This is a genomic window from Alteraquisediminimonas sediminicola, from assembly GCF_019740335.1.
GTDB lineage: Bacteria > Pseudomonadota > Alphaproteobacteria > Sphingomonadales > Sphingomonadaceae > Alteraquisediminimonas > Alteraquisediminimonas sediminicola.
Genome location: NZ_JAHXZS010000005.1, coordinates 86,052 through 107,098 on the forward strand (window position 1 = coordinate 86,052; position 21,047 = coordinate 107,098).

The 21,047-nt window shown below is 59.9% G+C and carries 19 protein-coding genes and 1 pseudogene; 9 read left to right on the top strand and 11 right to left on the bottom strand.

All coding sequences use genetic code 11. The features are described from left to right. Nucleotides 1-13: 13 nt before the first annotated feature. From K6117_RS10820 to K6117_RS10835, 4 genes and pseudogenes are all read right to left on the bottom strand, one after another. Nucleotides 14-1,102 carry an HlyD family secretion protein gene (locus K6117_RS10820; RefSeq protein WP_221794880.1) on the bottom strand — a complete coding sequence of 363 codons (1,089 nt, stop codon included), beginning with the start codon at nt 1,100-1,102 and terminating at the stop codon, nt 14-16. Nucleotides 1,103-1,244: 142 nt separating this feature from the next. After that, nucleotides 1,245-2,537: pseudogene (locus tag K6117_RS10825) on the bottom strand (YifB family Mg chelatase-like AAA ATPase); the annotation flags it as partial. A gap of 42 nt (nt 2,538-2,579) precedes the next feature. Then, on the bottom strand, nt 2,580-4,418 hold the full coding sequence (locus tag K6117_RS10830) for a M2 family metallopeptidase (protein WP_221794884.1): 1,839 nt from the start codon (nt 4,416-4,418) through the stop codon (nt 2,580-2,582). 71 nt (nt 4,419-4,489) lie between these two features. Next, nucleotides 4,490-5,254, bottom strand: coding sequence for an alpha/beta fold hydrolase (locus K6117_RS10835; RefSeq protein WP_425514712.1), 765 nt, complete (start codon nt 5,252-5,254; stop codon nt 4,490-4,492). A 253-nt stretch (nt 5,255-5,507) separates the two neighbouring features. Here K6117_RS10835 and K6117_RS10840 point away from each other — a divergent pair, with 253 nt between their 5' ends. The 3 genes from K6117_RS10840 to ubiG all read left to right on the top strand — a co-directional run bounded on the left by K6117_RS10840 (nt 5,508) and on the right by ubiG (nt 7,201). Further along, entirely contained in the window at nt 5,508-5,939 is a 432-nt protein-coding gene (locus tag K6117_RS10840; RefSeq protein ID WP_221794886.1) for an RrF2 family transcriptional regulator, read from the top strand. A gap of 97 nt (nt 5,940-6,036) precedes the next feature. Continuing rightward, entirely contained in the window at nt 6,037-6,459 is a 423-nt protein-coding gene (gene mscL, locus K6117_RS10845) for a large conductance mechanosensitive channel protein MscL (RefSeq protein ID WP_221794888.1), read from the top strand. A gap of 25 nt (nt 6,460-6,484) precedes the next feature. Then, nucleotides 6,485-7,201 (top strand): bifunctional 2-polyprenyl-6-hydroxyphenol methylase/3-demethylubiquinol 3-O-methyltransferase UbiG, encoded by a 717-nt coding sequence (gene ubiG / locus K6117_RS10850; RefSeq protein WP_221794891.1) that lies wholly within the window; start codon nt 6,485-6,487, stop codon nt 7,199-7,201. Here the strand turns inward: ubiG and K6117_RS10855 are convergent. The 3 genes from K6117_RS10855 to K6117_RS10865 all read right to left on the bottom strand — a co-directional run bounded on the left by K6117_RS10855 (nt 7,198) and on the right by K6117_RS10865 (nt 11,337). Continuing rightward, nucleotides 7,198-8,550 (bottom strand): PepSY-associated TM helix domain-containing protein, encoded by a 1,353-nt coding sequence (locus tag K6117_RS10855; RefSeq protein ID WP_221794893.1) that lies wholly within the window; start codon nt 8,548-8,550, stop codon nt 7,198-7,200. The genes ubiG and K6117_RS10855 overlap by 4 nt on opposite strands. A gap of 1 nt (nt 8,551) precedes the next feature. After that, nucleotides 8,552-10,807 carry a TonB-dependent receptor gene (locus K6117_RS10860; protein ID WP_221794895.1) on the bottom strand — a complete coding sequence of 752 codons (2,256 nt, stop codon included), beginning with the start codon at nt 10,805-10,807 and terminating at the stop codon, nt 8,552-8,554. 74 nt (nt 10,808-10,881) lie between these two features. After that, entirely contained in the window at nt 10,882-11,337 is a 456-nt protein-coding gene (locus tag K6117_RS10865; RefSeq protein WP_221794896.1) for a hypothetical protein, read from the bottom strand. 96 nt (nt 11,338-11,433) lie between these two features. Here K6117_RS10865 and K6117_RS10870 point away from each other — a divergent pair, with 96 nt between their 5' ends. After that, the gene (locus K6117_RS10870) at nt 11,434-12,177 is read left to right on the top strand and encodes a ParA family protein (protein WP_221794898.1); all 744 of its coding nucleotides are present in this window, start codon (nt 11,434-11,436) and stop codon (nt 12,175-12,177) included. 13 nt (nt 12,178-12,190) lie between these two features. Here K6117_RS10870 and K6117_RS10875 read toward each other — a convergent pair whose 3' ends face one another. After that, entirely contained in the window at nt 12,191-13,339 is a 1,149-nt protein-coding gene (locus K6117_RS10875; protein ID WP_221795113.1) for a glycosyltransferase family 4 protein, read from the bottom strand. Nucleotides 13,340-13,442: 103 nt separating this feature from the next. Here K6117_RS10875 and murA point away from each other — a divergent pair, with 103 nt between their 5' ends. Beyond that, complete coding sequence (gene murA, locus K6117_RS10880) at nt 13,443-14,726, top strand: UDP-N-acetylglucosamine 1-carboxyvinyltransferase (protein ID WP_221794900.1); 1,284 nt, start codon at nt 13,443-13,445, stop codon at nt 14,724-14,726. A gap of 49 nt (nt 14,727-14,775) precedes the next feature. Here the strand turns inward: murA and K6117_RS10885 are convergent, their stop codons facing one another. Both K6117_RS10885 and pdxH read right to left on the bottom strand, forming a co-directional pair. After that, entirely contained in the window at nt 14,776-15,717 is a 942-nt protein-coding gene (locus K6117_RS10885; protein ID WP_221794902.1) for a cation diffusion facilitator family transporter, read from the bottom strand. Continuing rightward, entirely contained in the window at nt 15,714-16,292 is a 579-nt protein-coding gene (gene pdxH / locus K6117_RS10890) for a pyridoxamine 5'-phosphate oxidase (RefSeq protein ID WP_221794904.1), read from the bottom strand. Before pdxH ends, K6117_RS10885 begins: the two co-directional genes overlap by 4 nt. Before the next feature lie 106 nt (nt 16,293-16,398). On the opposite strand from pdxH, the gene K6117_RS10895 reads away from it, so the two are divergent. The 4 genes from K6117_RS10895 to aroC are packed head-to-tail and all read left to right on the top strand — an operon-like array spanning nt 16,399 to nt 20,144. Then, nucleotides 16,399-17,310 (top strand): DnaJ C-terminal domain-containing protein, encoded by a 912-nt coding sequence (locus K6117_RS10895; RefSeq protein WP_221794906.1) that lies wholly within the window; start codon nt 16,399-16,401, stop codon nt 17,308-17,310. A gap of 17 nt (nt 17,311-17,327) precedes the next feature. Further along, nucleotides 17,328-18,269: a YihY/virulence factor BrkB family protein gene (locus K6117_RS10900; protein WP_246605041.1), complete on the top strand. Its 942-nt coding sequence runs from the start codon at nt 17,328-17,330 to the stop codon at nt 18,267-18,269. After that, nucleotides 18,257-19,060, top strand: a complete 804-nt coding sequence (fabI, locus tag K6117_RS10905; RefSeq protein ID WP_343211776.1) for an enoyl-ACP reductase FabI — start codon at nt 18,257-18,259, stop codon at nt 19,058-19,060. Before K6117_RS10900 ends, fabI begins: the two co-directional genes overlap by 13 nt. 10 nt (nt 19,061-19,070) lie before the next feature. Then, on the top strand, nt 19,071-20,144 hold the full coding sequence (gene aroC, locus K6117_RS10910; protein WP_221794907.1) for a chorismate synthase: 1,074 nt from the start codon (nt 19,071-19,073) through the stop codon (nt 20,142-20,144). A 128-nt stretch (nt 20,145-20,272) separates the two neighbouring features. On the opposite strand, the gene secG is transcribed toward aroC, so the two are convergent. After that, a complete protein-coding gene (secG, locus tag K6117_RS10915; protein ID WP_221794909.1) occupies nt 20,273-20,674 on the bottom strand; it encodes a preprotein translocase subunit SecG in 402 nt (133 codons plus the stop codon). Between the last annotated feature and the right edge of the window lie 373 nt (nt 20,675-21,047).

Consider the following 21,047-nt stretch of genomic DNA (forward strand, 5'->3'; position numbering starts at 1 on the left):
AGCAGGGCCGCGCTCAGTTCTTATTGTCCCTGGTATCGACGCTCGCCACCACCGACATGCCGGGAACGATCACCCGGCCTGCGGGCATTGCCCCATCGAGCTTGATCCGCACCGGCACGCGCTGCACGATCTTGGTGAAATTGCCGGTCGCATTTTGCGGCGGCAACAAGGCAAACACCGATCCTGTCCCCGGTGAAAAGCTCTCCACCCGGCCTTTTAACGGTTCGTCCGCCAGTGCATCGAGCACAATATCCACCTTCTGGCCAATCCGCATCCGCCGTACCTGCGTTTCCTTGAAATTGGCAACGACATAGATGTGTTCGACCGGCACGACCGACATCAGCCTTTGGCCGGGGCGCACATATTGGCCAACGCGCACGCCGCTATCGCCGATGCGGCCATTGATGCTGCTCCGCAAGACGGACAGGGCCACATCGCTATTGGCGCGTTGTTGCTGGGCGCGGATCGCCGCCACCCGCGCATGTGCGCCATCGACCTCCGCCGCAGCCGCGTCGCGTTGCTGGGCCGCCAGCACCGCCTGCGCCCCGGCACGGGCCAGCCCCGCCTGTGCGCCATCGCGTTGCTGACGCAATTGCGCGAGCTTTTCCCCGCTTTCCGCGCCAGACCGGGTGAGCGGTTCGTAGCGTTTCACTTCACCCTGAAGATAATCCACCCGCGACCGCGCGTCCATTTCATCGGCGCGCGCCGCGAGAATGGCGGCATCCTGACTATAGACCCGGCTGATCGACTGCGCGACCATGGCCTGCGCCGCCGCCAGCTCCGCCGTCAATTGTGCGGCCTGTGACGCGGTATCAATGCCGGAAATACGAACCAGCGGATCGCCCGCCTTCACCGCCTGATTATCGGCGACCAGCACCTGTTCGACATAGCCGGGCAATTTCGGCGCGACCTCGATAATATCGGCGCGCAAATAGGCATCATTGGTGGATTCAACATAACGACCATAGGTCAGATAATGAAACAGGCCGTAAACCCCGCCCAACACAAGCAGGCCAAGAAAAATGAATACGAACACACGGGTGCGCGCGCGATTTTCTTCGCCATTTTCTGCATCAGGCTCCATCTTCGCCTCTGATTTCACGATGTTTTTCCCCGATGCCCTATTTATGCCCGCTTTGAATAGCCATTGGATTGGAGAGTGTCCATTGCAGAATGGCAAGGATATTCATGGGATATAGTGCTGAGAATTAGTTGCGCGGTGCGTGTCGGCGATAACTCAGCGCCTCGGCATTGGTGCGGACCGGATAATCCGCATAACGCGCCGTTTGTATCGCCCGCGCCGCCGCAACCCGAGCCGCGACTTCTGCCGACCCTTCCGCAGGCGGGGGCAGGACAAGATCGGCGGCGCTCACACCCTGCACCTCAACATGGAGATCGATCCGATCCAGCAATGGTCCCGACACCCGCGCCTGATAATCCGCCGCGCATTTCGGCGCGCGCGCACAGGCCAAGGCCGCATCCGCCAAATGGCCGCAGCGACAGGGATTCATCGCCGCAATCAACTGCACCCGCGCAGGGAAAGTGACATGGGCATTGGCCCGCGCGACCATGATTTTCCCGGTTTCGAGCGGCTGGCGCAGGGAATCGAGCACTGTCCGCTGGAACTCCGGCAATTCATCGAGGAACAGCACCCCCAAATGGGCAAGGCTGATCTCCCCCGGCTTCACCCGCAGTCCACCGCCGACCAATGCGGGCATCGATGCGCTATGATGCGGGGCGCGATAGGGGCGCTGACGGATCAATCGCCCGCCCGCCAATTCCCCGGCCACCGAGGCGACCATCGACACCTCAAGCGCCTCTGCCGGGGTCAGATCGGGCAAAATGCCGGGCAGGCATGCCGCCATCAGCGATTTGCCCGCGCCCGGCGGCCCGATCATCACGAGATTATGCCCGCCCGCCGCCGCGATTTCCAGCGCGCGCTTGGCGGTTTCCTGCCCTTTGACCTGACGCAGATCCGGTCCCCGCACAGGCGGATCTATCTCGCCAGGCACAGGCGCGGCCAATAAGGCAACCCCCTTGAAATGATTGATGAGCGTCAGCAAATCCGGCGCGGCCAGCACCTCAATCGATCCCGCCCACACCGCCTCCGACCCCTGCGATGCCGGGCAGATCAGGCCCTTGTCCCGCTCCGCCGCAAACAGCGCCGCCAGCAATACACCCGGCGCGCCAGAAATGCGGCCATCAAGGCTCAATTCCCCCAAGGCGACAAAGCCGGACAGCATCTCCGCATCAATCACCCCCATCGCCGCCAGCAACGCGAGCGCAATCGGCAAATCGTAATGCGAGCCTTCCTTGGGCAAATCGGCGGGCGACAGATTGACGGTGATCCGGCGTGGCGGGAGCGACAGGCCAATGGATGCCAGCGCCGCCCGCACCCGTTCGCGGCTTTCCCCCACCGCCTTATCGGGCAGGCCGACAATGATGAAGGCGGGGACGCCAGAGAGCAACTGGACCTGCACCTCGATGGCGCGGGCCTCCAGCCCAAGAAAGGCGAGAGTTTCGGCCTGTGCCGCCATGATGTACGCTACCCCTACAAAAACAGGTTCAGATGAAGCCGATCACCAGCCGCATATCTGGCCCTTATTCTGGTCTTTCAACCACGTCATCAACGGCGCGAAATAGGCGATCATCGCCGTGCCATCCATCTCGCGGCTGCCGGTAAAAGCCTGTAGCGCGTCCGGCCATGGCTTGCTCGCGCCCATGGCCAGCATCGCGTTCAACTTTTTGCCGACCTCTTTATTGCCGTAAAAGGAGCAGCGATGCAGCGGCCCCTGCCACCCGGCAATGTCGCAGGCCGCCTTGTAAAATTGGAACTGCAAGATGCGGGCGAGGAAATAGCGCGCATAAGGCGTGTTGCCCGGAATATGGAATTTCGCGCCGGGATCAAACGCGCTATCGGGCCGATCGGAGGGCGGGACCACGCCTTGATATTGCAGGCGCAGATCATTCCAAGCCTTGGTATAATAAGCAGGGGGAATATTGCCGCCAAACACGCCCCAGCGCCATTTATCGACCATCAGGCCGAAGGGCAGAAACGCCACCTTGTCCATCGCCTGACGCAGCAACAGGCCAATATCCTTATCTTCGGACGGCACTTTGGCAGGATCGAGCAGGCCAATCTGCACCAGATAGGCGGGCGTCATCGACAACGCGACCGTATCGCCAATCGCCTCGTGAAAGCCGTCATTCGCGCCGTTCAAATAGGTGAAGGGCTGTTTATTATACGCCCTTTGGTAATAATTATGACCGAGTTCATGATGGATGGTGACAAAGTCATTGCCATTGACCTTGGTGCACATCTTGACCCGCAGATCATCCTTGCCGTCCACATCCCATGCCGATGCGTGGCACACCACTTCGCGATCCTGCGGCTTGACCAATTGGCTGCGCACCCAGAAACTTTGCGGCAAGGGTTCAAACCCCAATGAGGAGAAAAACCCCTCGCCCGCCTTGAACATTTTTTGCGGGTCATAGCCCTTGTCGTTCAACAAGGCCGTCAGGTCATAGCCAATGTCGCCCGCCCCGGCTGGCGCGACGATGTCATAAATGTCGCCCCATTCCTGCGCCCACATATTGCCCAGCAAATCGGCGCGGATCGGCCCGGTTTTGGCCTGCACCGCATTGCCATATTTGGCGTTGAGCTTGCCCCGGGTATAGCAATGCAATTCATCATATAATGGCTTCACTTGCAGCCAGAGCTTGTCCATCAGTCTCGCGAAATCATCGGCGGGCATATCATAGCCGGACCGCCACATCGCGCCAACATCCCGATAGCCCAGTTCGCGCGCGCCCTGATTGGCGATCTCGACCATCCGGGCATAATCGCCCTTCATCGGTGTGCCGACATTATCATGCCAGCTTGTCCACATTTCGCGCAATTTAGCCGGATCACGCACTTCGGCCATTTTCTGTTCGATGTCGGAGCCGTTGATCGGCTGGCCATCCAGCGTACCCTTGCCCTTGCCATAAGTGGACTGGAGCCGCGTCGCGATGGTGTTCAGCTCCAGCGCCGCGCCCTCGGTCGATGGCGCGGGCAGGACCAGCCCCTGCTTCATCATATCAAGCTTGCGCCTTGTATCGAACGACAGGCCCGCCACCTTATCAAACCGGGCCGCACCCTTGGCAAGCCGCACCCCCATATCGGTGCCGATCGTCCCGAAATAGGCGGCGAGCGCATCACTATCGTCGGTAATATAGGTGCTGTTCACCCATTGCGCCTGAGACGCAATGACCATGAAATCGGCCTGTTCCTTCTCGGCCTGCGCGACAAAACTGTCTGCCTCAGCGATGCTGGGGCCGTTGGCAACGGCATTGCTGCGTGCCAGCACCGGCGAATAGGCCAAGGCGGCGCACATCAGCGCCAGCTTTATGCCGCCATGAGAAAAAACAGTCTTCATATAGGCTTACTCCACAGACCATGGCTGGATTCTCTCCAACCCCATCATGGTCGCGGGTTTATCGCCCGAGGTCAAGCGAGCAGAAAATCCCGCATCGCCCGCCCCATTTCCGGCTTGGCCACCGCATTCATATGATTGCCCGGCATCGACATATATCGCCCTTGCGGCAGCAATCGCGCCAAGGCCTCGGCAGAGCCATTATCCTGATCCTCCGTCCCGCAGATGACTGCCGTCGGATAGGGAATGGCCTTGAGTTCCGCTTCATGGCTATCGACAAAACTGCCCAACAGCCCGATCAACGCCGTCGCATCACCGCCCGTTGTTTTGAAAAATGCTTCGGCCCGCCATGCCTCAGACCCTTGCGGATGCGTCCCGAGGTGCGAGAGAACCTCCCGGAAAAACGCGGCGCGATGGCCGGTATCGAGCATCCCCGCCAGCCCCATGCCCAGCACCATCGCGCGGCGCGGCGATACCGTCCCCCGGATCATCATCCGCAACACCGTCCGCCCGCCCAAGGAATAGCCGCCCAGATCATAATCGGTCAGCCCCAGATGGCGGATCAGTGCCACCGCGTCATCGGCCAGCACATCAAGCGGATAGGCCGCCGGATCATGCGGCGCGGCACTTTCGCCATGCGCGCGCAAATCCGGCATGATCACCCGGAAACCGGCCTCCGCCAACACACGCGCATGGCCATATTTGATCCAATTGATATGCGCCGAGGAAAAAAGGCCGTGGATCAGGACCAAGGGCCTACCAACACCCATTTCATGCCACGCCAATCGCGCCCCATCTTCTGCGGTAAAAAAATGGGTCGTGAGGGGTGCGGCCACCAAAGGCAGATCGGTCAAGGCAATGATCCTGATATTAACAGGGCCGGATTGATCAAACGGCCCCTATTTCGGTGCTTTTCACCCTAGCCTATGCGGCAGACAACCGACAAATTCAACCACGCGCCCCCCAAACGGGCGCGGCCAATCACCCCTGATTTAGGGGAGTTTAACTGTCCCCATCTGCATAACCGTCGATATTCCGCAGATTTGGGGCTCTCACCCTTGAAAATCCACATAAAACAGCTATGTTCAATGAATGCTTACCCAGCGATCCAGATACGCGATGCGCGCCATGTTGTTGCTGGCGAAGCAATCGGCGGAATCCGGCCCGCTACCGATGAGCGTGATCGCCAAAGAGGCGCAAGTCCCGCGCAAATTTCTCGAAATCATCCTGACCGAATTGCGCGAGGCGGGCATGGTCGCCAGCCATCGTGGCAAGCTCGGCGGCTTTACCCTTGCCAAGCCGCCACATCTCATCAGCCTTGGCGACATTATTCGCAAGATGGAGGGGCCACTCGCGCTCGTGCCATGCGTCAGCCACACTGCCTATAAGCGCTGCAAGGACTGCAAGGATGAGGCGAGCTGCGCCATTCGCCGCGCGATGATGGTCGTGCGCGACGATACCGCCCGCATCCTCGACGGCACCAGCCTGTTGGACGCCCTCGCGGAAAACCGCGCGGCGGCCTGATCAGCCCCCGTCTATCGGCAAATCCCGTAGCTTGACTATCCCGCTATTCAGCCTGACAAGTCCGCAAATAGATAACCACCCGGGAGGTCGGAAAATCATGGCATTATTCAGCGAATTCAAAGCATTTATCAATCGTGGCAATGTGCTTGATCTGGCGGTCGGTGTCATCATCGGCGCGGCCTTTGGCAAGATCGTGTCTTCGCTCACTGATAATCTGATCATGCCGGTCATCTCCGCCATTATCGGCGGGATCGACTTTTCCAATCTCTATATCGTCTTGGGCCATGCACCGGACGGGGCCAATGATCTGGCCGCGCTCAAGGCTGCGGGCGTACCAGTGCTGGCCTATGGCAGCTTTATCGGTGAGGCGATCAACTTCATGATCCTCGCCTTTGTCGTGTTCATGATCGTACGCACCGCCAGCAAGCTCATCAAGCCTGCCGAAGTCGCCCCTGCCGGTGATCCGGCGGATGTGCTATTGTTGCGCGAAATTCTCGGCGAGCTGAAAAAGCGCGACTAAATCTTTCAGGACGGAACAACCACCAATGACGACGACCATTGCCCCGGACGAGGCGGCTCATTTTGGCGCCATGGCGGCGGATTGGTGGAATCCGCACGGTAGTTCCAAGCCGTTGCACCAATTGAACCCGGTGCGCCTTGCCTATATCCGCCAGCAGATCGACCGGCATTTCGGCACCAGCCTTGCCAACCGCACGCCCTTATCCGGCAAGACGGTATTGGATGCAGGGTGCGGGGCGGGCCTGTTGTGCGAACCACTGGCGCGATTGGGCGGCAATGTCACCGGCCTTGATGCCGCGCCCGAAAATATCGCGGTGGCCAAAGCCCATGCCGCGCCGCAAAGCCTCGCCATCGATTATCGCTGCGGCGAAGTGGCGGCGCTGGACGGCCAGTTCGATCTTGTCACCTCGATGGAGGTGATCGAGCATGTCACCGATCCGGACGCGTTCATCACGGCGCTTGCCGCCCGCTTGGCCCCCCATGGCCTGATGATCCTCTCCACCCCGAACCGGACGGCATTATCCCGGCTGATGATGATCGACATTGGCGAGGGCCTTGGCCAAATCCCCAAAGGCACCCATCATTGGGACCAGTTTATTGCCCCGGATGAACTCGGACAATTGCTCGCCACGCATCAGATGCAGGTGATCGACCGCCACGGTATCGCATGGTCCCCGGCCAAGGGCTTTCACCTCTCCGACCGGCTGGACCTCAATTATCTGGTGACGGCGATCCGCGCCTAAGCCCGCTTCATCCCCAGCCAGCGGGCCACACCGGGCAGGCGCGGCAAGATCAACAGATCGAACAACAGCATCAACAGCAAAGATGCGGCCAGCAACGGCAGCAATGCCGCAAGGCCGAAGATGATCGCCATCACCCCGCCCATGCGCGGGGGCATATGCGGCAAGGGGGGCGCGCCCAATTGCTGCGCGGGCTTACGCCGCCGCCACATGACGAAACCGCTGATCGACAGCAAGACCAACCCGGCCGCCGTCAACACGCCGATCAACTGGTTGATGGGACCAAACAACTGCCCCTCATGCCATGCGACGCCATAGCCGATCACCCGGTCGATCACATGCTTATCGGCAAAGCCTTCGCGCGACAATAAATTGCCGGTCGCCATGTCGTAAGTGATGCTGATGCGCTGTGGCCGGTTCTGGCTATCCGATTTGACCGTCCATGCCATGTTGGCGGCTGCGCCGGGCGGGCTGATCAGCACCGGAAAGGCGAGATGTGCCGCCTTGGCTTTAGCAACAATATCGGCCAGCCCCGCCATCTTCATGCCCGCCGCCGCCATCCGCATCATCGCCTGATGATCATGTTCGGCATGTGCGCCGCCGCCATTGTCATCAGCGGGCGGCTTGCCGCCAATCGTCCAGTCTTGGCGCCCTTTGACCCAGCCCATTTCGGCGCGCACGCTTTTGAAAGCGCTGCCCCAGACATCGGCCCAAGGCAGACCCGTCAGCAGCAACACCAAAGCCAGCCCCGCGACCCAGAAACCGGTGACGGCATGCAAATCGCGCCAGATAATGCCCGATCCTTTGGACAGGCGCGGCCACAATACCCCCGCCAAGCCGCGCCCACGCGGCCACCAGAGATAGAGGCCCGTCACCACCATCACGATGGCCCAACTCGCCGCCAGTTCGACCAGCCAACTCCCCCGCTGGCCGATCAGCAATTGCCCATGCAGCCGATGATCAAAGGCCATGATCCGGCTTTCGGGATCGATGCTGCCCAACACCCGGCCCTGTGGCGAGACAAAGACATCGCGCATCGCAATGCCATCCGCCAAGGCCAGATGGATCATCGCCGCATCGCCCACCCGTTCCGGCAGGCGGTAGCTATGAAACTGGCTGTGCGGAAAGGCCGCAAGCGCGGCATCAAGCTGGACATTGGGCGATACTTCATGGGTCGTCGGCAATTGCTGATAAGCGCGTTCTTCCCATCGTTCGACCTGCGGCTTGAACAGATACAGCGCACCCGAAAGCGAGAGCATGAGGATGAACGGGATCACGAACAGCCCGGCATAAAAATGCCAGCGCCAAATCATGCGATAAAATGCAGCCTTGCGGTGAGATGTCGTGGTCATGTCAGATTTTCGCTTTCAGATCGACGACGAAGCTGCGCTGCGGCAATGGATGCGCCACATAGGCCTTGTCATTGAAGATATTATCGACGCCGATATTCAACTGGAGGTTGCGATTGAGGTCGATCGATGCCCGTGCATCCACGGTGAAATATGCCGACTGAAAGCCATAGCCATCGCCCCGGACCAGCCCGAACAGATCGGAATTGGGCGTTGAGGCATAACGCCAGCCGAGCGATAATTTCACCGGTTCGGCAATTTGATAGCGAATATTGCCATTGGCCCGCCATGTCGGGATGCGCGGGAATTTGACGCCCTCTGCCGACCGATTGACGAGATTGCGGACGGTTCTGGCATCGATCCAAGCAATATTGGCATCCGCATCAAGCCCCGTGATCAGGACATTGCGCGCCTCACCGATTAACTCGACCCCATATTGCCGGACCTTGTCGATATTCTTGTAGGAGGTGATGACCGTACCGAACTGATTCAGCCCGCTAAAGCTGAAGATCGCGTCGTTGATGCCCTGATAAAACAGGCTCGCCGTCACCTGCATCTGGCCGAAACGCCGCCGGACGATCAGATTTGCATCCTTGGACTTTTCAGGGCGCAGGTTCGGATCATGGCTTTGCGGGTCGATCTGCCGAGACACATCATCGAACCGGCCTTGGAACAATTCCCCGACCGTGGGAAAGCGCACCGCGCTACCAAGGCTGATCTGCACATCAACATCGCCCAAAATCCGGCCTTGCAGGCTGAGCTTGGGGCTGATCGCCTCATCATGGCGATGGGCATATCGGCTGGACAGGCGCGCGCCGCTGACGGCCTTGTCGATCCCCCCGCCAAAGGCGCGCCAGCGATCATAACGCACGCCGCCCGTCAGGGTGAAATGCCCGCCAAGATCATAAGCGTCCTCGACCCACAGGCCCCATAGGCTGGTCTTGCCATAGGTCGCGCTGGTAAAGACCGGCGCGGTGGCTCGCCGCCAATTGCTCGTATTGAAATTGTCCTGCGCCATTTCATACACATTGGCGTTCAGCCCGACCCCCCATTTATGACGACCCGATTGGCGGTCCAACGTCACATCGCCGGTCCACCATCCTGTATTCTTCTGCACCGTCTGCGTGCCTTTGCCCTGCGATGCCCCGGTCAGATAATCATTGGAGGTGCGCGCATCCTGTGTCGGGATCCAATAATGCGACAGATTGGTCGCAACATCCCAACCAAGTAGCGGCCCGTTGAGTTTCAGCCCCGCCAGATATTCCAGACGCTCGGTCGTCGACATATTCAGCCCGGTCGCATTCCATGTCCGGCCCGCAAGGCTGACCTTGCCCTGATAGACCGGACTGCCCGCGCCATCGCGCAAGAAACTGCGGCTGTCCTCCAATATCTGCCGGGTTTTCCAGACAAAGCCGAGCGCCTCGATATCCCAGCCATTTTCCGCCGCATAACCGATCCGCAACCGGCCCTGATCCTGCGTCACATCCACCGGCGATGCACCGCCAAATACCGGGGCCGCCAAGCGGGGATCGACAAAAGCCCCGCTCACGGCCACGCCGGTCCCGCTGCTGGGGGTCAGCAGATGATAGGTCATCGACTGGCCGATATTGTGGAAATGACGATAGCCGCCGCGCACCCGCCACGGCCCATCGGCCTGTTTATACGATGCACCAGCCTCTACGCTATATCCCTGAAACACCTCATCATAGCCATATTCCTTGAACGGCATGATCATGGTCTGGGTGGTGGCATAGGCCGAGGTGCCTTCCGGTGATTTCGTCGTCACCGAAATCACGCCACCCATCGAATTCCCGCCATAACGCGCGGCATAAGGGCCATAGACAAGATCGAACTGGCGCACTTCCGATGGCCCGACGACATTCCATTTCGGTGGATAATCCCAACGATTGCCGAGGAAATTGGACACGACGAACCCATCGACCAGCACGATCGTCCGCGCGCTCTGGATCGTATTCGCCCCGCGCAGGGCGACGACCGCATTATCATCCCCGGCAAAGCGTTTGCGGACGAAGAAATTGGGGGCGTATTTCATCAAGTCTTCGACATTGACGGCGTTGATCGCTTCAAACTCTTTATCGCCCAACGACACGGACAGACCGCGCGGGACGACCGTGATCGGGGCTTCATTCTGGCCGATCACGATGATGTCGGCGGCGGCGTTTTCCGCCTCGGCAAAAGCGGGCGTCACAGAGGCGACAAGCAGGCCCATCGCCAGCCGCGCGCATTGTTCAATTTGCATAAATCTCTCTCATTCAAGCAGATAGGCGCGCACAGCTCAACAGAGCTGGCCAAACAGGCTGGCGCGCTTAAAAATCAGGCTTGAATGAAGGCAGGCGGTCCGATGGCAGGCGGCGGCGGCGCGGCCAGACGATGCGGGGTGAGATCGGCAATCGCCATGCCCCCGGCCAATCCGGCCAATGGCGGCATGGCCAGCGCGAGCAAGGGCTGCACCGCCAACAGGGCGGCACTGCCCAAGGCAGAGGCAAAGATGCAATGATCGCCTGCCGCCTGATGCGATGAGGCCGGGGCCTTTTTATCGACATTCACCGTGACATCCACCGCGCCCTTGGGGGTGCAAAGCGTGATGGTCAGGCCGTGCGCCGATGCCATCGGCATATAGCCCGCCGGGACCAGCACGCGCATCGCCAGCACAAGCAGCAGCACAGGTCCCATCAGGGCCAGCGCCATCTTCTGCCGATTATGGATCAACGCGCGAATCATCGTGTCGCGCTTTGCGCCCGCTATGGCCGATTGGCAAGATCGCGACACGCCCCGATTATGTGCGCTGCAACATAGCATTTGTCATTCACAAGGAATTCTGCCAGTTTTCATGGCCAAGCCTTAGGTCAGGGAGACCCGCCACCGATGTCGACCATTGCCATCTTCAACCCCAAGGGCGGGGTGGGCAAGACGATGCTATCGGTCAACCTTGCATGGGCCGCCGCCACTTTGTCCAAACGCCGCGTATTGTTATGGGATCTCGACGCGCAGGGCGCATCGACCTTTATCCTTGGCGGCAAGGGCAAAAGGCATGATGCCGCAGGCGCAGTCATCTATCGTGATGTCGAACCGGAAGTCCTGATCCAGCATACCAATGTGCCACGGATCGATCTTCTCCCTGCCGATGCCTCGATCCGGTCGTTGGATGCGATTTTTTCCGAGATCGACAAGGAAAACCGGCTGAAAAAACTGATCGCCGGATTCGCGCAACAATATGATCTGATCATCCTCGATTGCCCGCCCGGCCTTGGCTCCACCGCCGATCAGGTCGCGCGCGCCGCCGATCTGATTTTGGCCCCGATCATCCCTTCAACCTTGGCGCGTCGGTCTTTCCATGCGCTGCGGGAATTTCTCGATCGTCATCACAAGGGCGGTCCGCCGGTCTATCCGGTGTTCAACATGGTCGATCGCCGCCGCAAGGAACATCGCGAAACGACGGATGCCGACCCCGGCTGCCCCGCCATTCCGATGGCCGCGACGGTAGAGCAAATGGGCATTCGCCAATTGCCCTTGGGGGCCTATGCCCCGCGCAGCCCGACCGCGCGGGCGGTGGAAAAATTATGGCACACGCTGGAAAAGCTGAAGCACGACGGCAAGAAGGTACTTTGAGGCTGGCCTCTGCTTATCTTTGGCGCTGCTCAATCACCCGGATATAGGAATCGACCAACGCCTGATTGACCTCATCCCAGCCGAAACGCGTGCTCGCTTCCAGTCCTGCCGCGCCCGCCCGCTGGCGCGCCTCCAGATTGACGCAATAATGCTCCAGCGCATCGGCAAAGCCCTTAATATCGCCCGGCGTGACGAGATGGCCGTTCACCTCGTGCCGCACCAGACTTTGGCTACCGGTCGCGATGGCCGCCACTACCGGCAACGCGGCTGCCATTGCCTCCAGCGTGACATTGCCAAAGGTTTCGGTGATCGACGGGTTGAACAACATATCCATCGATGCGACCGCATGGCCAAGCGCTTCACCCTGTTGGAACCCGGCAAAGATCGCATCAGGCAGGCGTTGCTGGAACCATGTCCGCGCAGGCCCATCACCGACAATCAACACCTTATGCCGCACCTGCCGCGCATTGAGCGCATCAATCGCATCGCAAAAGACGTCGAGGCCCTTTTCCACGACCAATCGACCGACAAAACCGATCACCGGCTCGTCATCCGCAATCCCATAGCCGCGCCGCAACTCGACAGACCGCCGATCCGGGTTGAAAATCCCGCGCTCCACGCCGCGCGTCCAGATGCCGACATCCGGGTTCATCTGCTGTGCGCGCAACAGTTCCGCCATTGATTCGGAGGGCGCGAAAATCGCATCGCAGCGCTGATACAGGCGGCGCAACGTGGCTTCGATCAATGGTTCGATAAAGCCGAGGCGATAATAACGGAAATAGGTTTCAAACCGCGTGTGGACTGATGCCACCACCGGCACATCCCATTTGCGCGCCAGCGTCACCGCGCGATGGCCGAGAATTTCCGGGCTGCCGATATGGAAGATATTGGGGCGGAATGCCGCGATATCCTTCTTCACCGAGGGCGGAATCATCATCGGCGCGCGATATTCGCCACGGCCCGGCACGGGCAGGCTGGGAATGCCCACCAGATCGCCGGTCGGCGGAAATGCAGGCATATCCACGACCGGGGAGTAAATCCGCACAGCGGCCCCCTGTCGCAGACAATGGCCGACAAGACGGTTCAACGCCTGATTGGCACCGTCGCGCACATAATTGTAATTGCCCGTGAACAGGGCGATACGGAGTTGGCTCGCATCCATAATATGGCCGATTAGCAGCCTCATCACAAAATTGCCATGCCATGTTTGACCCGTAATGATGCTGCTGCTTGTCCTGTCGATATTTCGGCCTTAAAGCATCGCAATGGACAAGATCATCATCAAGGGTGGCCGTCGGTTAGAGGGTCGCATTCCCATCTCCGGTGCCAAGAATTCCGCACTCACATTGCTGCCGTGCGCGCTGCTGACGGATGAGCCGCTGACGCTGCGCAATCTGCCGCGCCTCGCGGATGTCGACGGCTTTGGGCATTTGCTCAACCAGCTAGGCGTTTCGACGATGATCGAGGGCGCACGACCCGAAGATTTTGGCCGGGTGATGACCTTGCGGGCCAGCCGCCTGACCTCGAATGTCGCGCCTTATGACATGGTACGCAAGATGCGGGCCTCGATCCTCGTGCTCGGCCCGCTGCTCGCGCGTGCGGGTGAGGCCACGGTGTCGCTGCCTGGCGGCTGCGCCATTGGCAACCGCCCCATCGATCTGCATTTGAAGGCATTGGAAGCCTTGGGTGCGGAAATCGAACTGACCGCAGGATATGTCCGCGCGATTGCACCGCAAGGTGGCCTGCGTGGCGGTCATATCCATTTCCCGGTCGTGTCTGTCGGCGCGACCGAAAACGCCTTGATGGCATCGGTCCTCGCCAAGGGCGAAACCGTGATCGACAATGCCGCGCGCGAGCCGGAAATCGTCGATCTGTGTCGCTGCCTCGTCGCGATGGGCGCGCATATCGAAGGCATTGGCAGTGAAAAGCTGATCGTCCATGGCCGCGACCGGCTGCATGGCGCGACCTATCGCGTGATGCCGGATCGGATCGAAGCGGGCAGCTATGCCTGCGCCGCCGCCATTACCGGTGGGTCGGTCGATCTCGTTGGCGCAAATGCAGATGACATGACCGCCATTCTCGATGTGCTGATGCAGGCAGGCGCCACGGTCGAAGTCCGCAAGGATGTGATCCATGTATCGGCCACGGGCCGGTTGAAGCCCGTCAACATTTCGACCGCGCCCTATCCCGGCTTCCCGACCGATATGCAGGCGCAATTCATGGCGATGCTGGCACTGGCCGATGGCGTCAGCGTGCTGACCGAAACGATCTTTGAAAACCGCTATATGCACGTGCCGGAACTGGCCCGCATGGGTGCGGACATTCAGGTGACGGGCCGTTCGGCGGTCGTGCGCGGCGTGGACAAGCTTGTCGGCGCGCCGGTGATGGCCACCGATCTGCGCGCCTCGATGAGCCTGATTCTGGCAGGCCTCGTCGCCGATGGCGAAACGCAGGTCAGCCGGATTTATCACCTTGATCGCGGCTATGAACGGCTGGAAGAAAAGCTTCAGGCGGTCGGCGCGGATATCGAGCGGATCGGTAGCGACTGATACAAATTCGCCCCGTTGCCTTCATGCGCAACGGGGCGTTGATCCCACTTCACGCCCGGTGTTCGATGTCCAAAGAGGGGACATAGCCCATTTCCTGATCGGTATGGCCTTCGGGATCGGGATGGATCAACACTTCCGTCCCCGGAAATTCGGCCATTAGCGCCGCTTCAATTTCATCCATGACGCGATGCGCCTGATATACGGTCAGGTTCGGATTCACCCATACGTGAAATTGCACGAAATCGCGCGAACCGCTGGTGCGGGTCCGCATGTCGTGAATGCCCTTCAATTCCGGATGCGTGCTGGCAATGGCCACGAAACGTTCGCGCTTTTCCAGCGGCCATTCCTGATCCATCAACTGCCCGATGGCATGGCCCGCGACATCGCGCGCATGCCAGATCAGCCAAAATGCAATGCCGACGCCAAAAATGGGATCTGCCCCGCGCAGGCCAAGCCAGCTATCAAGCACCAAGGCGATAATCACCGATGCATTCAACAGAATATCGCTGGAATAATGGATATGATCAGCCTGAATGGCAATCGATCCAGTCCGCTTGACGATATAGCGCTGGTACAACACGAGCATGATCGTCCCCGCCAGGGCGATGACCGACACGCCGATCCCCAGTTCCGGATGGGTGGGCTGGGCCGCGCTGCTGAAATTCATGATGGCGCGCACGCCAATGGCAAAGGCAGAGGCCGTGACAATCCCCGCCTGAAATAAGGCGGCCAGCGCCTCGGCCTTGCCATGGCCAAAGCCGTGCTTAAGATCGGCAGGCGCTGCCGACAGGCGCACCGCATATAAGGTGACGCCGGACGCGAGAATATCGAGCGTCGAATCGGCCAACGACCCCAGCATCGCCACCGATCCGGTCTGCCATGCGGCCCATGACTTCAAGATGGCCAGCAAGATCGCCATGGCAATGCTGGCGCTTGCCGCCAGCGTCGTCAGCCGTTCGCGTTCCGCAAAATGCGCATGATTATTGCTCATGGGTATAACAGTCCTTCGGTCCAGCCCTCGCCATTGCGGACGAACAGATGGCGCTCATGTAGCCGATGTTCGCGATCCTGCCAGAATTCAATGCGTTCCGGGGTGACGCGATAGCCCGACCAATGCGGCGGGCGCGGCACGTCTTGCCCCTCGAATTTCAGGCGCATCGCCTCGAACCGCGCTTCGAACGTCTCGCGGCTATCGAGCGGGCGCGACTGGTCCGATGCCCATGCGCCCAATTGCGAATCACGACTGCGGCTGGCGAAATAGGCATCGGCGGTCGCCTCATCGACCGTGGCGACCGGCCCTTCGACCCTGATCTGGCGACGCAGCGATTTCCAGTGAAACAGCAAGGCGACGACCGGATTCTCCGCAATTTGCCGGGCTTTTCGGCCTTCTTGATTGGTGTAAAAGATAAATCCGTCCGGCCCATGACCTTTTAACAGCACCATGCGCAGCGATGGACGGCCATCCGCGCCCACGGTAGCAAGGGCCATCGCATTGGAATCATTTACTTCTGCTGCCCGTGCATCGGCGTACCATGTATCGAACCAAAGGAAGGGATCTGCAGCCATGATGATAATTTACCTTTGCCCATCATTGAAAGTCGAGCCCATTAGGCCCATTCTTCACCCGAATTCCCTGATCGGGATCAACTTTTATGTGATGACGCATTGAACCATGGCAGATTTGTACGCAAGACTGGGACTGACAAAGGGCGCAAGCGAGGCCGAAATTAAAAAGGCCTATCGCAAGCTGGCGAAAGAATTGCACCCCGACCGCAATCAAGACAATCCGAAGGCTGCGGCTCGTTTTTCCGAGGTGACGGCGGCCTATGATGTCTTGGGCGATGCAGACAAGCGTGGCCAATATGATCGTGGCGAAATCGATGATCAGGGCAATCCGCGCGCGCCGCAAGGCTTTGGCGGTGGACGCCATGGTGGCGGCTTTGGCGGCGGTTTTCAGGGTGGCGGCTTTCAGGGCGATGGCGGCGGCTTTGGCGATATTTTCGAAGGGCTGTTCGGTGGCCGGGCGGGCGGCGGCTTTGGCCAGCAACAGCAACGCCGCATGCCCAAGGGCGATGACATGGCCTATCGGCTGGCCGTCGCTTTTGTGGACGCGGTGCTGCTCCATCATCAACGGCTGACGCTCCGCAATGGCAAGACCATGGATGTGAAATTGCCCAATGGGCTGGAAGAAGGCACCAAGATCCGCCTTGCCGGTCAGGGCGAACACGGGCCGGGTGGCGCGGGCGATGCGATCATCACCGTCACCATCCGCCCCGACCGTCGTTTCCGACGCGAGGGCGATGATGTGCTGCTCGATCTGCCGGTGACGCTGAAAGAGGCGGTGCTAGGCGCCAAGATCAAGGTGCCGACGGCAGGCGGCGCGGTGATGATGTCGATCCCGGCGGGGTCAACTTCCGGGCGCACGCTCCGGCTGAAAGGCAAGGGATTTCATCGCAAATCGGGCGAACGGGGCGATCAACTCGTGCGGTTGATGGTCGATTTGCCCACCGATGATAAGGCGTTGCAAGGCTTTGTCGAAACCTGGGCGACCGCAGAGGCCCATAACCCCCGCGCAGATTATTAAGATCGCCCGCACCATTTATGTCTGATCTGCCAGACCTGATCCTGCACCGTATCCCGCATCACATGCGGGATACGGCAGTGCGTGCGTTTCGCATCACGCGCAAAGTCATGATCGGGGTCTATAGCGATGGCTTCATCCATGCGGGCAATCTTGCCTATCTCGCCTTGGTGACATTGTTCCCCTTTTTCATCTTCGCCGCCGCGATCGCGAGCGTGCTGGGGCAAACAGAAGAAGGCCGCCATGCGGTGGAAACGGTGATTCGCACCATGCCGCCGGGCGTGGGCAGCGTCTTGCGGGAACCTATCTATGATGTGCTGGCCGCGCGTTCGGGCAATTTGCTCTGGCTCGGTGCGGTGGTCGGGCTGTGGACGACCGGCAGCTTTATCGAAACCATCCGCGACATCATGCATCGCGCCTATCACACCCGTGGCGAGACGCCGTTCTGGAGCTATCGTCTGCGCTCCATCGGCATGACGATTGCATCGGTATTGCTGATGATGATGGCTTTTTCGCTGCAATTCTTGGCGGTTGGTGTGGAGGAAGCGGTCAGCCGGTTCTGGCCGGTCGCGATGCAGCACATCAGCGAATGGCTCGCGACGACCAAGATCGTGCCGGCGGTCGTCCTCTATGGAACGATCTGGATATTGTTTTATACGCTTGCGCCCCGAGTCTATCGCGGGACGCATTACCCCCAATGGCCGGGCGCATTGGCGACCACGATCTGGTGGGTGGGCGCAACTGCCTTATTGCCATGGATGCTGGGCCTGACCGGCGGCTATGACAAGACTTATGGCAGCCTTGCCGGGGTGATGATCGCGCTCATCTTCTTTTATCTTGCCGGTTTCGGACTTGTTATTGGCGCGGAATTGAACGCAGCACTGGCAATCTCTATACGTTCCGGGCTAAAGGACGCGGCGATACGGGGTAACATCACCAAGGAGGAATCGTGTCCGGATTGATGGCAGGGAAGCGCGGGCTGATCATGGGCCTCGCCAACGAGAAGTCGCTGGCTTGGGGTATTGCTCAGCAATTGCACGCGCAAGGGGCAGAGCTGGCGTTCTCCTATCAAGGTGAAGCGCTGGAAAAGCGTGTCCGTCCGCTGGCGGATCAATTGGGCAGCGATTTCCTCGTCGAATGCGACGTATCGGACATGGCCGCGCTCGACACGGCATTTGATACGCTCGCTGCGCGCTGGCCGACGATCGACTTCATCGTCCATGCCATCGGCTTTTCCGACAAGAACGAGCTGCGCGGCAAATATGTCGATACCAGCCTCGATAACTTCCTGATGACGATGAACATCTCGGCCTATTCGATGGTCGCCGTCACCAAGCGCGCCGCCGCGATGATGCCGAACGGCGGATCGATCTTGACGCTGAGCTATTATGGCGCGGAAAAGGTCATTCCCCATTATAATGTGATGGGCGTGGCCAAGGCGGCATTGGAAACCAGCGTGAAATATCTCGCGATGGATCTGGGACCGGACAATATCCGCGTCAATGCGATCTCGGCTGGCCCGATCAAGACGCTAGCGGCCTCCGGCATCGGCGATTTCCGCTATATTCTCAAGTGGAACGAACTCAACAGCCCGCTACGCCGCAATGTCACGATCGAAGATGTCGGCGGCGCGGGGCTGTATCTGTTGTCGGATCTCGCGTCGGGCGTCACCGGCGAAATTCACCATGTCGATGCCGGTTACAATGTCGTCGGCATGAAGGCGGAAGACGCGCCGGATATCGGCCTCAGCTGAACGGACAGGGATGAGCTTCAACACCTTCGGGCGCTTGCTGCGCTTTACCACTTGGGGTGAAAGCCACGGGCCAGCCCTTGGCGCGGTGCTGGATGGCTGCCCGCCGGGGCTGGCCTTGTCGGAAAGCGATATTCAGCCCTGGCTGGACAAACGGCGGCCCGGCACCTCCCGCTTCACGACCCAGCGGCAAGAGCCGGATCAGGTGAAAATCCTGTCCGGCGTGTTTGAAGGCAAGACCACCGGCACCCCGATCAGTTTGATGATCGAGAATGTCGACCAGCGTTCCAAGGATTATTCGGACGTCGCCAAGGCCTATCGCCCCGGCCATGCCGATTATGCCTATGATGCCAAATACGGCTTTCGCGATTATCGCGGCGGTGGACGTTCCTCGGCGCGCGAAACGGCGGCGCGGGTGGCGGCAGGCGCGGTGGCGCGGCAGATTTTGTCCGGTGTCCAGATTCGCGCCTATGTCACCGAAATCGGCGGCGACGCGATTGATCGCGCACAGTTTGACGATGCGCAGATCGACGCTAACCCGTTTTTCTGTCCCGATGCTGCTGCAGCAGGCCGCTGGGAAGAGATTGTCGATGAGGCACGTAAATCCGGATCTTCGGTCGGCGCTATCGTCGAATGTGTCGCAACCGGCATCCCCGCCGGTTGGGGCGCACCGCTTTATGCCAAGCTCGATAGCGAGTTGGCAGCGGCGATGATGAGCATCAACGCGGTCAAGGGCGTGGAAATCGGCGACGGCTTTGCGGCGGCGCGATTGCGCGGCGAGGCCAATGCCGATCCGATGCGCCCCGGCGCAGATGGCAAGCCGGATTTTCTGGCGAATCACGCAGGCGGCATCGCGGGCGGCATTTCAACCGGTCAGCCTGTGGTGATTCGGATCGCGTTCAAGCCGACCAGTTCAATCCTCATTCCGGTCGAAACGATCAACCGCGCGGGTGAGGCCGCCGATATTCTGACCAAGGGCCGCCACGACCCCTGTGTGGGGATTCGCGGCGTGCCGGTGGTCGAAGCGATGATGGCGCTGGTACTGGCCGATCAGATGATGCTGCATCGGGGCCAATGCGGTCGGTGAAGGCCTATCGTCGCTGACGACGCGTGCGGCACATCAACAACGCCAAAAGCTGACCCCCAATCCGGAAAGCCAGCCGCTTAACATCTGCTATTCCATTAATGGGGGCGTTCAACGCCCCCTAACGCCGGTCAGCGGGCGAGCGGTACGCCGCCATTATCCTTGGCCGGGGCTGCCGGTGCCTTTTCCGCTGTCGGTGCGACCGTCAGGCCTTCCATTCCCTTAGCTGCACCCTGAGGCGCGGCAGGAGCTGTCGGCACAGCCGAACTCGCGGCCTTAACCGCCTCGACATCGACCTTGCCGCTTTCACGGCTGAGCGAGGCCACAGCGGCGATAATGATCGACATGGTAACGAACATCGTCGCGAGAATCGAAGTGGAGCGGGTGAGGAAGTCGGCTGCGCCACGCGCGGTCATCAGGCCAGAGGACGAACCCCCAACGCCAAGCCCGCCGCCTTCGGAGCGCTGCATCAAGATGACAATGACCAGTGCCGTGGCAATGATCGCATGCACGACGAGCAGGAAAGTCATCATATTAAACACGTCTCCATCACGGCATTCAGGTCCATCACGTCATCAACACGGGCCATTAGGCTGTTTCTGCTGATGCGCGATCCAACGCCCCTAGCCGATCGGCGGGGCTGATTCAACCGCTGCTCATCGCTGCGATGCCTTGGTCGGACAATGTCTGGCCGATCGATCCTACCATATTGAGAAGATACGAGAAATATAAGGAAAATTATGTCCCTCGCAAACCCTATGAAACCCATGACTAACCGGGGGCAAGTGACGGATAGGATGGGAGAATCAACCCGAATCGGGAATCAATCCATTTTGGTTTTTATCAATATAATCAATAAGTTGAAACATATAGGCGCACTTCCGCGACGCACCGTTGTCAAGTCTA